Below are 19,026 nucleotides of genomic sequence, written 5' to 3' on the forward strand. Positions count from 1 at the left end.
CGGGCGGTACGGGCAGGGGCAAACGCGGTCGGAGCGCGGTCCGTTGGGCGCGTCATGCCCTGGCAGCCGAGTGGCTGCTCGGTCGCCAGCAATAGGAGCACGCGATCGGGATACGTCGCAAGCGGCCCGTAGGAACTCTCCCCGGCGGGGAAGCGGCATCGAACTCCTGTCCTGTTGTGTGGGGGGATTCGCCGGTTGTTTCCCGGGCATGAATGGCAGCGGAGTACGGGACCAGGTGCCCGTCAACTCCCCGCGGGACACAGGGAAACGGAATAGCCGGTATCGGTGTTCCCCTTCGCGAGGGCCCGGCCGCATGGGTGTGCGGCGGCGGACGATGCGGGGCCGTTCTTCGGGTTCTGTGCGCCGGCCGAACGTCCTGGAGCGGGCGAACCGGAAGGACGGTCCGGGCCCACGTTCATCACCGGAAAGGGAAAAGGGGCTCGGTTCATGGAGGAGCAGGGGAATTCGACCGTCCCGGACCGGGCGGTCGCCGTCCTCGGGATGAGTGGCCGCTTCCCCGGAGCGGGGGGAGTCCGTGAACTGTGGGGCCTGTTGACGTCCGGCCGGGACGGCATCACCGATGCCCCTCCCGAACGGGCCTGGCTGCGCGAGCTGTACGCCGCCGAGCCGGGCGCCCCGGGGAGGCTGCCGACGGTCCGTGGCGGGTTCCTCCCCGGGCTCGACCTCTTCGACGCGGGGTTCTTCGGCATCTCCCCCCGCGAGGCCCGGCGCATGGACCCCCAGCAGAGACTCCTGCTGGAGACGTCCGTCGAGGCCGCCGAAGACGCATCGGTACCGGTCCGGGAGCTGAGCCGGGCCCGCACGGGCGTGTTCCTCGGCGCCTTCGGCAACGACTACTGGCTGCGGCAGATCGGGGACCTGGACGAACTCGACCTGTTCGCCCTCCAGGGCGGCACCCACAGCGCTCTCCACGGCCGGATCGCGTACGCGCTGAACCTACGGGGCCCCGCCATGACGATCGACACCGCCTGCTCGTCGTCACTGGTGTCGGTGCACGCCGCCTGCCAGTCCCTGCGGCTGGGCGAGTGCGACTACGCCCTGGCGGGCGGCTGCCACGTACTGCTTGCCCCCTATGCCTCGGTGTCGCTGGCGCGGGCCGGGGCGCTGGGGCCGGAGGGCCGGTGCAAGTTCGGTGACGCCTCCGCCGACGGGTACGTCCAGTCCGAGGCGGTCGGCATGTTGCTGCTCAAGCCCCTCGCGCGGGCGCTGGCCGACGGCGACCGGGTACGAGCGGTGATCCTCGGCGGGGCCGTGGGCAGCGGCGGGTTCACCGGACAGGGGATGATCGCGCCGACCGTGCGCGGCCAGGAGGAGGTCCTGCGCCTGGCCTACGAGTCCGCGGGCGTCGACCCTCGTGACACCCGGTTCGTCGAGGCGCACGGCCCCGGCACCGCCGCGGGCGACCCGGTGGAACTGAAGGCCCTGGCCCGGGTGCTCGGCCCGCGGGACGGTGACCGCGAGCGCTGTGTGGTGGGGTCCGTCAAGACGAGCATCGGCCACACCGAGGCGGCCGCCGGGGTGGCCGGGATCATCAGGACCGTACTGTGCCTGGAACACCGCCTCGTCCCCGGAGACGCGCGGCTGCGCACCCCCACCCCGGCCGTCGACTGGGACACCGCCCCGCTGAGCCTCGCCCGGCGGCCCACCGCGCTGCCGGACGACGGGCGCCCTCTCGTGGCGGGCGTGACCTCCTTCGGAGCTTCGGGCGTCGGAGCGCACCTGGTCCTGTCGGCCGCACCCGCCGACCGTTCGCCCGCACCACAGGAACGGCCCGGGACGGGCCCCCTGCTGCTGCCCCTGTCCGCCCGTTCCGCCACCGCCTTGAGGGAACTCGCCGAACGCTACGCGAACCTGCTGGAGTCACCCTCCGCTCCTTCCCCGGCCGCTGTGTGCGCGTCCGCCGCTACGGGACGCGACCACCACGAGCACCGGCTCGCGGCGTCCGCCGACACTCCCGGCGCCTTGGCCGGAGCCTTGCGCGCCCACCTGGCGGGGCAGGAGCGGCGGGGCGTGTCGGCGTCGGACGGCGCGGTGTGGTCCGCGCCGCGCGTGGTGTTCGTGTTCCCCGGCCAGGGCTCCCAGTGGGCCGGCATGGGACGCGGGCTGCTGGGACGGGAGCCGGTCTTCACCGACACGCTGCAACGCTGCGACGCCGTCATCCGCGAGCACGGCGGCTGGTCGTTGTGCGAACTCCTCGAGAGCGGGGACGACAGCCGGCTGCGGCGGACCGCCACCATCCAGCCCGCGCTGTGGGCCATGGGCGTGTCCCTGGCCGCTCTGTGGCGCTCGTGGGGCATCGAACCCGACGCCGTCATGGGACACAGCCAGGGCGAGATCACCGCTGCCCAGGTGGCGGGTGCCCTCACCCTGGAGGAAGCCGGACGCGTCAGCTGTCTGCGCGCCGCACTCATCGACGAACTCGCCGGACCCGGCGCTCTGTGCTGGGTGGAGGTGCCGCCCGGACAGGCGGCGACCCTCGTGGAGGAACTGGGCGTGGTGGCCGGGATCGCGGTGGAGGAGAGCCCGACCTCCACCGTGCTCGCGGGTACGCCGGAGGCGGTCGACCGCATCGAGGAGGGCTGCGAGCGACGGGGCGTCTCCTGCATACGCGTACCGGTCGCCTACGCCGCGCACAGCCCCAGTGTCGACCCGGTACGCCGCCCCCTGACACAGCGGCTCGCCGGTCTGCACCCGCGCGGGACGCGCGTGCCGTTCATCTCCACCGTCACCGGGGCGGAACTGCCGGGCACCGCGCTGGACGGCGACTACTGGTGGCGCAACCTGCGCGAACCGGTACTGCTGGACACCGCCGTGCGCACCCAGTTGACCGGCGAGCGGCGCACGGTGTTCCTCCAGGTCTCCCCGCACCCCGTGCTCGCCACGGCCCTGAGCCGCGAGGGCGCCCTGGCGCTGGAGAGCCTGCGCCGCGATCACGACGAGCCGGCCGCCCTCCGGCGTTCGCTGGGCGCCCTGTACGCGGCCGGCTGCGATCCCGACTGGCCGGAGGTCCTCGGCAGGCCCACCACTCATGTGCCCCTGCCGGGCTACCCGTGGCAGCGCTTCTCGTACTGGCAACAGGCACGCGCATTCCCCTGGCCCCCTGTCCGATCCACATCCCCGGAGGCGATCCCGGTGTCCGGCACTCCCGTTCCGCGCCCCTCGGAGTCCCCGCATCCCGTCCTCACCCCCGCAGCGGAGGACGGGACGGGGACGCCCTCCTGGGAGGGCGCGCTCGACAGGGACCGGCACGCCTATCTGCTGGGCCACCGCGTCGCCGAACGGCCGGTGGTCCCCGGCACCTTCTACCTCGAACTGGCCCTCGCCGCCGCCGCGGAGACCGGTCTGGGAAGCGAGGTGCGGGACGTCACCTTCGACGAACTGCTGCTGCTCGACGACGACGAGCCGTGGAACCTGAGGGTGGGCGTCCGCGCGAGCGCCGAGGACGCCCGACGCCTGAGCCTCACCAGCCGCCGGAGTGGGAACGCCACCCGGCAGCACCACGCGACCCTGCGCCTCACCGGTGACACCACACAGCCACCCCCGCCCGTCGCCCTGGACGACGTGCGCGGACGCTGCGCCGGCTGGCAGGCCGGCGAACACTTCTACCGGGATCGTGCCGCCGGGGGCAACGACTGGCGGGGACCGTTCCGTTGCGTGGCCGAGATCCACCACGGGACGGAGGAGGCGCTGGTGCGCCTGCGCCCCGTGGCGCGTGACGGACACCGGATCCACCCCGGCACCCTCGACGGATGCCTGCAGGCGGCCCTCGCCGTGGCCGGCCCCGTCGGCCCTGCCGGGCGCGGATTCGTACTGACGGCGGTGGACCGCCTGAGCCTGTACCGCCGGCCGGACGAGGAGGAGCTGTGGGTACACGCCTCCTTGCGGGAGCCGGGCCCGGAGGACGGCATTCGCGTCGACCTCGTGGTGGCGGACCGGCACGGCACCGTCGTCGCCGAGATCACGGGTGTACGGGGCAGAAGCCTGACGCCCGCCCCGGTCCCGCGGCCGGCCTCTCGCCGGACCGACCGGACCCTCCGGGTGCGCTGGCGTCAGCTGCCGCCGCCTGCACGATCCGGCCGGGGCGGCAACTGGCTCCTGCTGAGCGGCGGTTCTCCACTGGACCGCGCCCTGGACGCCGTACTGACCGAGAACGGCGGCACCGTCCACACCGTGCGACCCGGGAGCGGTTTCCGGGCCCACGGTCCCGGCCGCTACCAGGCAGACCCCACATCGGCCGACGACCTGGCGCTCGTGCTGAAGGAGGTCACCCGCGAGGCACCCCTGACCGGTGTCGTCCATCTGGGAGCCCTGGCCGGAGCCACCGGACCGGACGCCTCACCGCGCGAGGTCCAGTGGGTGACGACGGACCTGTGCGCCGGTCTCCTGCCGGTGTCCCACGCCCTGGCCGGGCTGCCGTCCTCCCCGCCGACCCTGTTCGTGATCACCCGCGGTGCCCAGGCGGCCCTGGACGACGACGAGGTGCCTGCCCCCTGGCAGGCGGCCCTGTGGCCGCTCGTGCGAGTCCTGAGGCTCGAGACAGCGCGGTGCCCGTCCGTCCTCGTCGATCTCGACGCCCGTGGACCCGCCTCCCGGGAGCCGCGTGACGAGGCCGGACAGCTGGCCGCCCACCTGTACACGGCGGGCTCCGAGGACCGCATCGCCCTGCGCGGCGGAACCGCCCACGTACCGCGGCTGGTCCCCTCCCCGCCAGACCCGGCACCGCAGTCGCCCGGAGCCGTCCTCACCACCACCGGCGGTATCGGAGGCATCAGCCTCACCCCCGCGAAGGGCAACCCCCCACCGGGACCGGGCCGGATCGCCATCGAGGTCACCCACACCTCCCTGAACTACCACGACGTCCTCCGCGCCCTGGGCATGCTGGCCGGGGAGGAGGAGACCCTCCTGGGCTGCGAATGCGCCGGCACCGTGGTGGCCGTGGGGGAGGGCGTCACCGACTTCGCCGTCGGTGACCAGGTGTGCGCCTTCACCTTCTCGCCCCCCGCCTCCTACACCGTCACACCGGCCGCATGCGCCGTTTCGCGTCCCCACCGGCTCACACCGGCCGAGGCGGCCTCCTTCCCCGTCGCCTACGTGTCGGCCTATCGCGGACTGATCGACATGGCCCGCCTCCAGCCCGGCCAGAAGGTCCTCGTCCACTCCGCGAGCGGCGGCATGGGAATGGCCGCCATGGAGGTGGCCCGCTGGCGCGGAGCCAGGGTCTACGCCACGGCGGGCACCGAGGCCAAGCGCGACCTGCTGCTGCGGATGGGCGCAGAGAAGGTCGCCGACTCCCGCTCCCCGGACTTCGCTCACCGGCTGCTCGACCCCGACGGCACGGGCGTCGATGTCGTCCTGAACACCCTGAAGGGCGCGGAGGCCCGGCAGGCGAACTTCGAACTCCTCGCACCCTTCGGCCACTACGTGGAGACCGCCTGCAACGAGTTGCACGACGGACAGTCCCTCCCCGCCCGCCTCTTCGCGCCGGGCCGCTCGTACCACGCCATGAATCTGGCCGCCCTGCACGCGCACGACCCCGTGAACCTGGGCACCACCCTGCGGGAGGTCGCCAGCCTGCTCTCCCGCGGCGAACTGCGTCCACCCCGCGTCCGGGTCTTCGAAGCACAGCGAGCGGCAGAGGCCATGCGCCTGATGGCTCAGGCCGAGCACATCGGCAAGCTGGCCCTCCACTTCCCCCCGTCCGGCCGACCGCGCACACCGCTGCGCCCCGACGCCACCTACCTCGTCGTCGGCGGCCTCAGCGGCATCGGTGGGCTGTTCACCGAGTGGCTGGCGGACCACGGCGCCCGGCACCTGCTCGTCACCGGCCGCACCGATCTGTCCACCACGGCGCCCGCCGACCCCCGTGCGCGACTGCTGGCCCGCCTCGGCAACCGTCCGGACCTCCAGGTGCAGTACGCGGCCGTCGACGTCGCCGACGAGCCGGCGATGAGCGCGCTGCTGCGCGAGCGCGCCCACCGAGGGCTGCCGGGGGTGGCCGGAGTGGTGCACAGCGCCCTGGCCCTCGACCCCGCCCCGCTGCGGGACACGTCCGAGGAGGAGATCGACCGTACGCTGCGTCCGAAGGTGGCGGGCGGCTGGACGCTCCACCGCCTCTTCCCGGGCGACGGCCTGGACTTCTTCGTCCTCTTCTCTTCAGCCGTCTCGCCCCTCAGCGGCCTGCGTCTGAGCAGCCAGCTCGGCTCCTACGCCGCCGCCAACGCCTTCCTTGACGCGCTCGGCGCCCACCGGCGCGCGGCAGGCGCTCCCGCGACGGTCGTGAACTGGGGGTACTGGGCCGGGACCGGCATGGCCCACCGGCTCGGCGAACGCGACGGCCGGTCGGTGCTGCCGGCCGGCATCCTGCCCATCGAGCCGGCGCAGGCACCAGAGCTGTTCACCGCCGTGCTCGCCGCGGACGGCGACCTGTGTTGCGTCCCCGCCGACTGGCACGCCTACGTGGCCTCCGCACCGCAGGACGCCACCGACCCGATCCTGCAAGAACTCCTCGACGGCGCTGCCACGCCTCCCTCGTCCGGCCGGACCGGCCGTACCCCCCTCGGTACCGGCTCCCCGACCCCTCCCACCACTCGTTCCTCCGGCTCCACCGACACGGTCACGGTCGTCGACATGGTCGCCGCCACCGCTGAAACGGCCACTGACACGGAACCGGCGCGCACAGCGGACCGGTGGCACCCGGCCCCGTCCACCTCCGCCCTCCCACGTGTGCCGCATCCGTCCCTCCCCGGGAACGGCCCGGCGCAACGGGGCGAGGACGCGCCCCCGCCCCCGCCGCGGCACTCTGCCGCCCCGTCGCCCACCGCGTCGGACCTGGAACACTGGCTGGCCGCACAGGTCGCCCGTGTTCTGGACATGCCCGTCGACGAAGTGGACCCGACACAGCCCCTCAACCGGCTGGGCATCGACTCCCTCCTGGCCGCCGAACTCACCACCCGCCTACGGCGCGAGCACCACCGTGAGATCACGGTGCCCCGCCTCCTCAAAGCCACAGGTCTGCGCGCCCTCGCCGCGGAACTCGCCTCCGGCACCCAGGGCGGGGCGACATGACCGTTCCCCACCCGCCCCGGTCGGTGCTCCTCACCGGAGCCACCGGCAGCCTCGGCGGCCATGTGTGCGCGGCGCTCCTCCGGGACGGCACCACCACAGTCCACTGCCTCGTCAGGGCACCGGACACCGCATCCGCCCAGGACCGGCTGGACCGGCGCCTCGCCAGCCTCGAAGAGCCGCCACCGCACACCGCACACCGGCTCGTCGCCGTCCCCGGTGACCTGGCCGCTCCCGGACTCGGCATGAGTCCCGGCGCGTACGACAGCCTCGCGCAGAGCGTCGACGCCGTCGTCCACTGCGCCGCGGAGGTCAACCTCGCCGCCGACCACCACGACCTGGCGCCCGCGAACCTCGACGCCGTCGCCCACCTGGTCTGCCTGGCGCGCCGCCGGACGGCCCTGACCGGTCACCCCCCGGTGGTCCACCACATCTCCACCCTGGCCGTCTTCCTCGCCGCCCGCGAAGCGGGCATGGAGGAGGCCGACGAGAACACACCGGTCTCTCACACCACCTGCGGGCCCCACGGCTACCCACGCAGCAAGGCGGACGCCGAAATACTGCTGCGCCGCGCGGAGGCCGTGCACGGTCTCCCCGTCGTCATCCATCGACCGGGCGTCATCACCGGCCACTCCGTCAGCGGCCGTACACCGCCGACCGACCCCCTGACCCCCCTCCTGCGCGCCGTCGTCGCCCTGGGCGCAGCACCCGGCGGCGACCTGTACGTACCCGGTGAACGCGTGGACATCGTGGCGCGGTGCATCGCCACCCTGCTGCACCACCCGGCGGAAACCGGACGCGCCTACCACCTCGTGTCTCCCGCCCCCCTGCGCCTCTGCGAACTCACCGCCGCACTGCGCCGGGCCGGACACCGGCTGAGCGAGATGCCGCCCGACCGGTGGTGGGGGCGGTTGGAAGAACACGTCGGCAACCCCGACGTACGGCCGATGGCCGCCCTGCGGTACATCAGCCGTCCCGTCCTGCCCAGCCGTCCCGCCCAGCGGATGCCGCGACTGCGTACCGACGCGACCTGGGCGGCGCTCGCCGTACGAGACGTGAAACCCACTCCTTGGACCGAGGACTTCTTCGACGGGCTCGTCTCCCACCTCGCCCTCCCCGTGAGGAGGGCGACGCCCGCCGTCGACGGTCGGCCACGGCACGTCCGGAAGCCACAGCCGGGGCCTCCTCCCGGGCCGTGTGTCCCCGGCCGGACGCCACCCGTGCGCGTCAGCGGTCTCGCCGCACCGGTCACCTTCGCCCACGACGGCCACGCCCCCGACTTCGAGGGAGCCGCCGTGGCGTGCGAGGCCGCCGGATACGGTGGCTTCTGGGCGGCCGAGCAACGTCATGACCCGTTGCTCGCCCTCACCCGGGCCGCTCCGCACACCACCCTGCCCCTCGGCACGGCAGCCGTCGTCGCCCTCGCGCGCAGCCCGATGACCCTCGCCCACGCGGCGCACGACCTGCAAACGTACAGCGGGGGGCGCCTCACCCTGGGAATCGGATCGCAGGTCGGAGCCAACCTCACCCACCGTTACAGCGTGCCGGGCGGCCACCGCGTGGCCCGCCTGCGGGAGTTCCTCCAGGCCCTGCGCGCCATCTGGCACAGCTGGAACACCAGTGCGCCCATGGACTTCCGCGGGCAGTACTACACCCATGTGCTGACCAGCCCGTTCTTCACCCCGCCCCCTTCCCCCCACGGCCCGCCGCGCGTCCTCCTCGCCGCCACGGGCCCGCGGACGGCCGAACTGGCCGGAGAACTGGCGGACGGGCTCATCGCCCCGCCCTACGCGCCGCCCCTGCTCTTCTCGGACGTCCTGCTGCCCGCCCTCGACCGGGGACTCGACCGTTCCGGGCGCACCCGGCAGGACGTCACCGTGATCTGTCCGCCCCTGGTGGCGACCGGCCGCACGTGCGAGGAACGGGCGAACGAGCACACTCGCGTCCGCCTGCTCCTCACGCTCTTCTGCGGCACCCGTGCCTACCGTCCCGTCTTCGAGCTGTACCAGCGAGGCGGTCTGGCCGACGAGGTGTCACGGCTGTTGCTCACGGAAGACCCCGATCGCCGGCGCCGGGCCGCGGACCTGATCGACGACGAGACTCTGGGCATCTTCGCCGCGGTCCCGGATACGCATGTACGGACGGGGGAGCTTCTGCGCGCGCGGTACGGCGGACTCGCCGACGAACTACTGCTGGCCGCCCCGCACGGACCGGGGGCCGAGCAGTGGAACCCTGCGGCCCTGGGGCTCGGCGTAACCGATCCGGCCGTGGGGTGACCCGCCTCCCCCGGAAGCGTGCGCGCCGGGTCAGGGGGTGGTGAAGACCAACACGGCGTTGTGCCCGCCGAAGCCGAAGGAGGAGGACAGGCCGGTGGCCATGGGGTGGGGGCGGGGAGCGGTGTGGACGACGTCGAGCTCCCGGCCGGGGTCCTGGCCGACGAGGTTGGCGGTCGGAGGAATGAGCTGGTGCTCCAGCGTGAGGACGGTGACCGCCGCCTCCACGGCCGCGGCGGCCCCCATGCTGTGGCCGAGCACGCTTTTGGCGGCGGTGACGGGCGGCGGGTCGCCGTCGAACACCTGGAGCAGCGCCTGTGCCTCGGCCGCGTCACCGGCCGGAGTGGCGGTGCCGTGGGCGTTGACGTGGTCGATGTCCGAGGGCGTGAGGACGGCGTCGGTGAGGGCGGCGAGCACGGCACGCCGGGCACCGGACCCTTCCGGGTGGGGAGCGACGGGGTGATGGGCGTCCGCGGTGGATCCGAAACCGCGGAAAAGGGCACGGACGGGGGCACTGCGGCGGGCGGCGTGGTCGGGACGTTCCAGCACCAGGACGGCCGCGGCCTCGGCGAGTACCAGACCGTCCCGTCGGGTGTCGAAGGGCCGGCAGGCACCGGCGGGATCACCGGTGCGACGGGAGAGCGCCCGCATCTGGGCGAAGCAGGTGGCGGCCATGCGCGACAGGGCCGACTCGCTGCCCCCGGCCAGGGCGATGTCGCAGGTGCCGGAGGTCACCAGATCGCGCGCGATGCCCAGGGCCGTGGCGCCGGACGCGCAGGCGCTGGAGACGCTGAACACCGGTCCCCGGGCTCCCAGGTCGATGGCCACCTCCGAGGCCACCACGTTGGGCAGACTGCGGGGCAGGGCCATGGGGGAGACGAACGTCGGACGGTCCTGGGCCAGGAGGCCGAACTCCCGGTCGTAGGTGGTCAGGCTGTTGCTCCCCACTCCCAGGACGACCGCGACCCGGTCGGGGTCCCAGGAGCCGGGTGCGAGCCCGGCGTCACCGACCGCGCGCCGGGCCGCCGCGATGGCGAGGTGGGTGAAGCGGTCCACGCGCCGGGCGAGGGGCCGGCCGAGTTCCGCGTGGGCGTCGAGGGCGGGCACGGTACAACCGAACTCGACGGGGAGCCCGGCGAGATGCGGCAGGTGACGGGCCAGTCCCCGACCCCGGCACAGGGCGGCCCAGGTGTCCTCGGGCCGGGTGCCGGCCGGAGTCAGCATCCCCAGGCCGGTGACGGCGGCTTCTCGGATTCGCGGCACTGTGGAGTCCTTCGTCCGGGGGAGCGGCCGGTGAACGCAAGGGGCCGGCCACCGGACCGGATGGCCGGCTCCCGCGCTCACGACGGGGCGGAGGCGACGCCGGCCAGACGGCCGATGGCTTCCGCCAGCGTGGACTGGGGGCTGATGCCCCGGGCCACCAGACCGGTGCGCTGGGCGACGATCACCGCCAGCTCCGTCAGGCAGAGCGAGTCGATCTCCAACTCGTGGAAGGTCGCCCGGGGAGTGACCCACTCGGCTTCCACTCCGAACTCGTCGATGAGTAGCTCGGCCAGCATCCGGTACATCGATTCCTCAGATCGCGGCTCCACGTACGGAGCAACGCCCCACCGCCGAAAGAGTTACGCCACATGGGTGGCCCACTCGAAAACCACTCGTTCGGGTCGCTTTGTCTCTGTGTGCTGCTCGCTCGTCAGTGTGGTCCGTGCGCGCCCCGACGACGTGCGAACGGCCGATGGCCCGCGGAGAGCCTCTGCCCCGCCCCCTGTGCCGGGGGAATCGGGGCCCGGCGCGCCGTTTCCACGAAGACGGCGGTTCGTTGGAGGTGGGTAGCCGGTGCGACCGTGAACACCAGTGAAGAGGAGAGCTGTTGGAGGCGAAAGGCGTCCACCACTCCTACGGCGGGCGGGCCGTGCTGCGCGGCGTCGACGTGGAGCTGCCCGCAGGGGTGCTGGTGGGGATCGTGGGGGAGAACGGCGCGGGCAAGACGAAGCTGCTGAAGATCCTCGCCGGTCAGATGCGACCGAGCCGGGGCGTGGTCAGGCACGGTGGACGGTTCGGATACTGCCCGCAGCGGGTGGTCCTCAACGACGCGTTCACCGTGCGACAGCATCTGCGGTTCTTCGCGGCGGCCTACGGGATCCCGGACCTGCGGCGGGCCGAGGAGGTCATCAAGATCCTGGGTTTCGCCGAGTACGCCGACGAGCGCGCCGGCGCACTCAGCGGCGGCACCCGGCAGAAGCTGAACCTGACGCTGGCGGTGATGCACGATCCGCAGGTCCTGCTGCTGGACGAGCCCTACCAGGGCTTCGACTGGGAGACGTACCTGCGTTTCTGGGACCTGGCCGTACGGTTCCGGGCCGCCGGCCGGTCCGTCCTGGTCGTCTCGCACCTGGCGTACGACACGGACCGGCTCGACCAGGTGTGGCGGCTGCGGGACGGTGTGCTGCACGGCAGGGGAGAGGGCGCCGGATGAAGGGTTCCTCGCGGTTGCTCGCGCTGGCCACCCGTTTCGTGCTCGTCGAGCAGGCGCGCAACCGGCTCGCCATGCTGTTGGTGGCCCTCTTCGTGCCCGCCGCGGTGGCCTTGGTCGGTCTGGCCGTCTCGGACGCGCCGGTCCGCTTCCAGCTGGACGCCACCGGCGAGGTCCTGGTCGCCGACGGCAACCGGCTCACCCAGATCACCGGCGGACTGAACGCGGTCACGCTGATCATCGGCTTCATGATGTTCGCGACCGCCTTCAACGGCACGGCGTTCGATCAGCGCCTGGTCATGGCCGGATACCCCAGGGTTCCGCTGGGACTGGCGAGGGTCGCCTGTCTGCTGGTGAGCAGTCTGGTGGTCGCCGCCTACGCCACCGCCGTCATCTGCTGTTACTGGTCGCCCCGACACCCCCTTCTGCTGGCCGTCTCGTTCTTCGGTGCCGCGATGACCTACGGCACGCTGGGCGTCGTACTCGGCACCTTGCTGCGCCGGGAGGTGGAAGGCATGTTCGCCATCGTGATGATCAGCGTCGTCGACGTGGCCCTGCAGAATCCCCTGCTCACCAATGGGACGGACAGCGGCATCGTGAGCCGGCTGCCCTCGTACGGTGCCATGCAGATCGGCGCGGCCGCCGGTTTCTCCGCCGCCCTGCCGCCGCTCCAGCCCGTGGTCGCGCAACTGGTCTGGTTCACCGGCAGCGCCCTCGCAGGCCTGCTCATCTTCCACCGGCGGACCCGGTCGGCCCTGCGCCGTCCTGCGCGAACCGGCAGCCAGGCCCCTTCGTGAACCGCGTCCGACGGATCCGCCGCCGGCGCGCCCTCCCGGCCGGCGCCGGCCCGGCGGGGGCCCCGGCACGGAAGACCCCCTGAAGCCTTACCCGTTGGCCGGGCCGGGAGGGAGCTGTTCACTCCGGCCGTCGACGGGACCCCCACCGACCGTAGGCTCCGACGGGTGAGGAACCGTACACACCGCCTCTTGGCCGTTGCCGGTGCGACCCCGGCGCTCCGGGGGACGACAGTCCGTGCGGGGCGTGCCGGGGACCTCACCGAGGCGTCTGCCGAGGAGTGCGCCGACGCGGGGCACCGGAGAGGCTCCTCATACGTCTGCCGCGGTCGGCCTCCCGAGGCCGGTGGACGCCGCTCTCACCAGTGCCCACGAGCACGGTACCCCCGGCCCACGGCGTCCACTCCAGCCCGCAGGCAGGCGGCGAACGACGAACGGACGACCGCCGGCGGGGGACGGTGGCCCGGGGAGACCGCCCGGTCGGCGAGGGCCTCCACCTCCCGGAGGAAGGCGGACGCCAGCCGCGGCAGTCCTGGGCCGAGAACATGGCGCGCCGTCAACGCCAGGGTGTGGGTGTCCTCGTAGGTGGTGAACATGGTCAGCACGCTCATACGGGGCGGCAGACAGGACAACGTGAAGAAATCCTCCACCGGGCGGCCCGCCAACCGCAGAGGCGTGTCGCACAACCGGACGTTGGAGCACGAGACGGCCCTCATCCACGGGTTGGCCAGCGTCAGTTCGCCCAGGAGATCCACCACCACCGGTTCCGGCCGGACCAGGACGGCCATGATCCGGGCCGCGCCCATCGCCGTGCGCCGCCGTTTGTGGCCGGTCATGACCCGGTGTACATGGTGCAGCCGCCGTACGGGGTCGTCCACTTCCAGCGGCAGGCGCACCCGTACCGCGGCCGCCAGGTTCCCCAGGTGGTGCTCGGCGGCCATGGCCTGTCGCATGCTGACCGGGACGGCACTGTGGACGCCCGTCGGCACGGGCCGGTCGCCGAGCGTGCCGGGCACTGCCCGCAACGCCCCGGCGAACGCCGCGAGCACCACGTCGTTGACCGTCACCGGCATGTCCGGCAGAGCCCTCCGGGCCGTGGCCACCAGCTGCCGGGGCACCGTGCTCCAGCCGACGGCCGGCTGGTTTCCGGCCGCGCGGACACGGTCGTGCCGTGGCGCGGGGAGGGTCACGTTGGTCAGGACGCTCGCTGTCGCCCGAACGCCGCCCGACGGGTACCGATGGGTGAACGGCACGGTGACACCATGGGCCGTGGCAGGAGTCAGGGCTCCGGGTCCCTGACACAGCAGCCGCATCAGCACCCCCAGGGACTGGCCGTCGAGCAACGCGTGGTGGACGCTGAGCACCACGGTCTGCCGCCGCGCCGCGGCGTCGTGCAGCAGATGTACGTCCCACAGCAGCCCTCCAGGTACGAGGGGGAAGCACCGGTTCATCAACCGGGAGACGACGTGCTCCAGACGTTCACCGGGGTCCAGCCGCTCCTGCGCGACCGGTGCGGGCGGAAGGGGTGCGGCCGGGGTCAGCCAGCGGTACGGCCGGAGCGGCCGCCCCCTGTCGTCGGTGTGCGGTCGCAGCCACAGCCGGGGCACCACGCCCCAGGCCCGTTCCACCCGTTCGGTCAGTTCGCGCAGGTGCAGCGGTGGGCCGGACAGTCGCAACAGCGCCGCCAGGGTAGCGGGCGCGGCATACCGCTCCTGCGAGGAAACCATCATGGAGTCCGCGAGCGGCATACGGGTGCTCTGTTCCATCTTCTCGTTTCCCGGCTGTGGTGTGAGCCCTTCCGTCGCGGTCGGGCGGCGGCGAGTGGTTTGCTGCGGGTCCGGCCCGGGTGCGCGCGGGGCCCGGGGAGGGCGAGGCCCCCGGCCCGGAGAGGATCGGTGGACGCGGCGCCGCTGCGAGGGGCCGGGAACGGGCATCCGCCGGCCGGGTAGCGCCCACAGTAGCCATGTCCCCGGAAACTGTAGCGGCTTGGGCGCCCTGCCAGGCATACGGCCGGCTCGTACCGTCGGCTGACCTGGCGGTTCCGGCTACTCCCGGCGCGGTACCGCACCGACTCCGGTTGCTCCGTCAGGTCGCCGTGACGGTTCACCGCAGCCCAGGGCAGCGCGTCCGACGGCAGAACGACTCCAACGCGCCCCGCAGAGCCTCGAAGCGCCGTCCCTCACACGGGGGACACATCGTCCCCAGGCAGCCGTGAACCTCTAGTGTCTTGACGAGGCGTCACGCGACGCTGGTGACCACCACAGGGGACTCATGCGCACGCTCCTCATACCGCTCAGCGCGCTGAGCGGCGCCGACACGCTCAGCGTGGGGCCGGACACGTCCGTGAGCGCGCCCTCGGGCACGCCGCGCATGAGGCGGACCGGGCGGATCACGACGTACACCGATCCCGCGTTGCGCGCGTGCGTCTCCGCTTTTCCCGGCGAAGGGAGGCATCACCTTCAGTAACCGGGTCAACGGGGTGGCGCGCTCACCTTCAGCGAGACCGGACACGTCCCCAAGTCCAGGACGACTGTCTGCGAGTCGGTCAGACACGCACCCTCCGCGCAGGGTGCGCGATCCGAAGACCCAGTGACCCGAACCAGCCGAGTGCCCGCCGGTGCCTCGGCTGACCGCCCGGCGAGTGCACGTCGGCTCCGTCCCCTAGAAGTGGATGCCGGAACAGCAGGTCCTCCTGTTGTGCTCGCTGGTCGGCACCATGGAGCAGGCTGCTCCGAGCCCCGACACCACCCACCCATGTGCCGAGCAACACCCATGTGCCATATCGGCCTGCGTCCGTTTTGTCATCGGGCGGCAGTCCGTCCCGAACCACCTCGTTCGAGCAAGGGAGCATCAACATGACCTCTCGCCGCATGAAGCGCACCGTTCTGACCACTGCGGTGGCCTCCGCCGCAGTCCTGGCTGCCTCGGTACCCGCGCTGACCGCTCCTGCCCAGCCGCCTGCCGCGGCCTCCCCCTCTCTGACAGCCGTTCCGCAGATGCTGAACGCGGGCGTCCGGATGCAGGCCGCCCCCCTGCCTCCGGCATGCTCGGAGGCCATCTTCAAGACCGAGGAGAAGTTCCCCACCACCCGCTACACCGTCCCCGACGAGCCCTGGAACGCTCTGCTGGGCGAAGTGGTCAACCTGACCGAAGCCGAGCAGGCGGAGCTGACCGAGAGTGCCTGTGCGGCGTGGAACAGCTGGGCCGTGGCCAACGGCCCCGTGGTGGCGAAGGACCTTGACACCCGCTGGCAGAACGCGGCCGCACCGGTATGCAACAAGTGGGCCGTCGCCACGATGGGCTCGGTCAAGAAGTACGCGCCCACCGTCCCCGCCGAGACCCGCAAGCTGGAAGCCGTGGTCAAGAAGGTCTGGCAGGGCGCCATGACGAAGCTTTCCGCCGAGGCCCCGGACGCGGCGTGCCGCACCGCGTACAACAAGGTCAAGGCCGGTTGGTAGGCGCGAACGCCGTCACGCTGACGGATCTGGCGTGGGGGCGGCTGGCGCCGCCCCCTGTTGCCGGGTGCTGACGGGCGGGTCGTCCGTAGCGGGACCGCCGGCGGGTGATCACGGGGGTGCTGTGTGGGTTGCCGACGGGTGCTCGGAACGGGACCTGCCGGAGCGTTTGGGCCGGCGAGAGGTTCACCCGCGGGGAGATGGACGGCACGCTGCCCGCCTGCTTCAGGAAGTCCGGGTCGGGGACGTCTCGGTCGGGCTGGTGGAGTGGGTGATGCCGGTGGGCTCCACCGGCCCGGCCGGGCCCCCTCAGCGCGTGGCTGGCGGTCATGGAAGTGAGCGGCGGCGGACGGGCGGCTGGAGAGGCGCCGTGTTCAGTGGCCAGCCGGTTCGGCAGGGGGAGGGGCCACGCTGTCGGAGAGGTTGGAGAAAGGCTGACTGGCCAAGGACGCAGATCAGTGGCTAATTCATGCGATTAGGTGGTTTAAGTCAGGACTGTGCGCGCACTCCGGCGGGTTTCTGTTTCCTGGTGGCGAGGCGCGGGGGTGGTCACAACGGGGGAGCGGTGCTGCGGTGTCCTGCTTCTGTGTGTCGGCTGTCCTCCCGCTCGTTGAACACCGACCAGTGTGCAGGAGTGCGGAATGCCACCCTCTGGGATTGACCCTGCCGTTTTTCCGTGTCTGGAGGCGGACTTGGGCAGGGTCCGTGATGCTCTGGGGCCGGTGCGTATCCAGGGCAGACCCGAACTCGACGCGCTCACACAGGAAGGACCGGGTACGTCCCGTGGCCTGATCCGTCCCACCCTTGCTCTGCTCTCGTACTACGTCCTTACGGATCCTTCGGTGCCGGCCGATGACCGGGCGGTGCGTGCCGCCGCGGCCGTCGAGCTGCTGCACCTGGGCGCGCTCTACCACGATGACGTCGTGGACCACGCTCACGAGCGCCGGGGCCGCCCCAGCGCCAACGCGGTGTGGGGTGAGCACCTGGCCATCCTCGCAGGGGACTGCGTGATGCTGACCGGCCTGAGCATGCTGGCGCAGCTGGGGCAGCGTGAAGTCATCGTGGGGGCAATGGCGAACGAACGCATGTGCGCCGGCATGGTGATGGAGGCGGCCGACCTGTATTCGTCCTCGCGCAGTGAGCAGGCGTACTTCGACGCGATCGAGGGCAAGACAGCGCAGCTGTTCGCCCTGGCCTGCCGACTGGGGGCGATGCAGGCGGGCAAGGACGATGGCCGGCAGGAGGACCGGGAGGCGGCGCTGGCCGGGTTCGGCTGGCAGTTCGGGTACGCCTATCAGCTACGCGATGACATCCTCGATCTGACCTCCACGGCCGAGGAACTGGGCAAGCCCGTCAACACGGATCTGTCCGAGGGCGTCTACACCCTGCCGGTGATCCGCGCGGCTTCCCGCGACCGCGAACTCGGCCGCCTCCTGGGCAAGGAGCTGACACAAGAGGAGGCCGCAAGCGGCCGGGACCTCGTTCTCGCCTCGGGGGCTGTGCAGGAGGCACAGGCGGTGGCCGACGCGCACATGGCCAGGGCCACTGATGAGCTCTCTCGCCTTGCCGATCACGCCCATGCACTTGATGGGCTGACGGCCTACGCGCAGGCCGTACTCGACCGACCGGCTGCTTCCCGCCCCGTGACCGTTCCCCGCCAGGTCCGGCAGGCGCCCCAGCCCCAGGACAGCACGCAGGCCCAGCAGGTCACGCAGTGGATGAAGGACTGGCTCGTGGACACCGGCATCGCCGCCACCCCGGCCGAAGCCGATCACCACCGGCTGACGGGCTCTCTGTCGATGATCGAGCGGGTCCTTCCCCGGGTGGCGGAGGGGGCCACCAACGCCGATGGCGGCGACGACGGCCTCCTCGAGAGGAAGCGGACCAGCGCAGCCCTGGGCACGGTGTTCGCCGTGTGGGACGACCTGTTCGAGGATCCGCAGCTGACGGACCCGCACGCCGTCACCACACTCAGGGAAGGACTGGTGGCGACACTGCGCCAGGACCCGGGCAAACCCTGGACACCCGGCGCGATCCCGGCGTCCTGGGCTCAGTTGTGGCCACGCCTGTGCAAAGGCAGGACAGTGCGATGGCAGGAGGCATTGCTCGACAACATCGAGGACTGGCTCCACGCCTGCGAGCGTGAGACGCACCACCGCATCAGCGGTTACATCCCCTCACCGGCGGACTGGCTGTCGTTGCGCAGGTCGACCGGTGGATTCGAGGTCGGCATGGCGTGCTCGGAGATTGTGCAGGACCGGGAGATGCCGCCGGCGGTGCGCAGCCACCGCATGGTCCGGCGCCTTGAGGACCTCGGCTTCTTCGTCATCTTCGCTGAGAACGACATGGCGGGAGTGGACCAGGACGAGGCAGACCAGGTCCCCTACAACCTCGTCCGGGCGATCCGTCACGAACTGGGGTGCAGCCGCGCGGAAGCCATCGAGCGTGTGGAACGCCAAGTGGCGGAGAAGCGTGCCCAGTTCAACGCGGTCTTCACATACGTACCCGTACTCTTCCGCACGTTGCCTGGCCTCTCCGGCCAGGGCAACCGGTATGCGGCGATCTACGACATGTTGAAACTGTTCCTTGACATGCGGCAGGAAGAGTCCGAAAGGTACCAGCCCGATGCCACAGCGGAGGGGCCAGACCTGGAGCGACTGCGCCGTGAGATCAGCCTTCCAGCCGCTGCCACGGGCGCAGCCGCCCGAGCAGCCAGTCGGCCGCGAGCGCGGTGACGACGACGCCTATCACGACCACCGCATCCCAATCGTGGAGAGCTGTTCCACCCGCTCCCGCGTCAGCGTCGCCCGGTCGGTCGGTCCTGGGAGCATCGGACGGACGACGCGACCCGACGGCGAGATCCGGCTAAGCCGGTTACGGCGGAATCCCGCAGGCAGACGGGGCTCGCGGGCGTCCTCGCGCTCGATGTCCGGCCCGGTCCGGCACGG

Annotated in this window: 9 protein-coding genes; 6 read left to right on the top strand and 3 right to left on the bottom strand. The window is 72.1% G+C overall.

All coding sequences use genetic code 11. The features are described from left to right. Positions 1-447 precede the first annotated feature (447 nt). Positions 448-7,086: a beta-ketoacyl synthase N-terminal-like domain-containing protein gene (locus ACVV2G_RS30920; RefSeq protein WP_453846096.1), complete on the top strand. Its 6,639-nt coding sequence runs from the start codon at positions 448-450 to the stop codon at positions 7,084-7,086. After that, a complete protein-coding gene (locus tag ACVV2G_RS30925) occupies positions 7,083-9,359 on the top strand; it encodes a TIGR03617 family F420-dependent LLM class oxidoreductase (RefSeq protein ID WP_453846097.1) in 2,277 nt (758 codons plus the stop codon). The genes ACVV2G_RS30920 and ACVV2G_RS30925 overlap by 4 nt, the downstream gene beginning before the upstream one ends. A 30-nt stretch (positions 9,360-9,389) precedes the next feature. On the opposite strand, the gene ACVV2G_RS30930 is transcribed toward ACVV2G_RS30925, so the two are convergent. Further along, complete coding sequence (locus ACVV2G_RS30930; RefSeq protein ID WP_453846098.1) at positions 9,390-10,619, bottom strand: beta-ketoacyl-[acyl-carrier-protein] synthase family protein; 1,230 nt, start codon at positions 10,617-10,619, stop codon at positions 9,390-9,392. Positions 10,620-10,696: 77 nt separating this feature from the next. Then, a complete protein-coding gene (locus ACVV2G_RS30935; protein WP_453846099.1) occupies positions 10,697-10,924 on the bottom strand; it encodes a phosphopantetheine-binding protein in 228 nt (75 codons plus the stop codon). A 302-nt stretch (positions 10,925-11,226) separates the two neighbouring features. Here ACVV2G_RS30935 and ACVV2G_RS30940 point away from each other — a divergent pair, with 302 nt between their 5' ends. After that, positions 11,227-11,832 carry an ABC transporter ATP-binding protein gene (locus tag ACVV2G_RS30940; RefSeq protein WP_453846100.1) on the top strand — a complete coding sequence of 202 codons (606 nt, stop codon included), beginning with the start codon at positions 11,227-11,229 and terminating at the stop codon, positions 11,830-11,832. After that, complete coding sequence (locus ACVV2G_RS30945; protein WP_453846101.1) at positions 11,829-12,626, top strand: ABC transporter permease; 798 nt, start codon at positions 11,829-11,831, stop codon at positions 12,624-12,626. The genes ACVV2G_RS30940 and ACVV2G_RS30945 overlap by 4 nt, the downstream gene beginning before the upstream one ends. A gap of 356 nt (positions 12,627-12,982) precedes the next feature. On the opposite strand, the gene ACVV2G_RS30950 is transcribed toward ACVV2G_RS30945, so the two are convergent. Next, positions 12,983-14,389, bottom strand: coding sequence for a WS/DGAT domain-containing protein (locus tag ACVV2G_RS30950; protein WP_453846102.1), 1,407 nt, complete (start codon positions 14,387-14,389; stop codon positions 12,983-12,985). Positions 14,390-15,478: 1,089 nt separating this feature from the next. Here ACVV2G_RS30950 and ACVV2G_RS30955 point away from each other — a divergent pair. Beyond that, positions 15,479-16,081 (top strand): hypothetical protein, encoded by a 603-nt coding sequence (locus ACVV2G_RS30955; protein WP_453846103.1) that lies wholly within the window; start codon positions 15,479-15,481, stop codon positions 16,079-16,081. Between the two features lie 638 nt (positions 16,082-16,719). Next, positions 16,720-18,813: a polyprenyl synthetase family protein gene (locus ACVV2G_RS30960; protein WP_453846104.1), complete on the top strand. Its 2,094-nt coding sequence runs from the start codon at positions 16,720-16,722 to the stop codon at positions 18,811-18,813. Positions 18,814-19,026 lie beyond the last annotated feature (213 nt).

The sequence above is a fragment of the Streptomyces sp. JK94 genome, assembly GCF_053613315.1.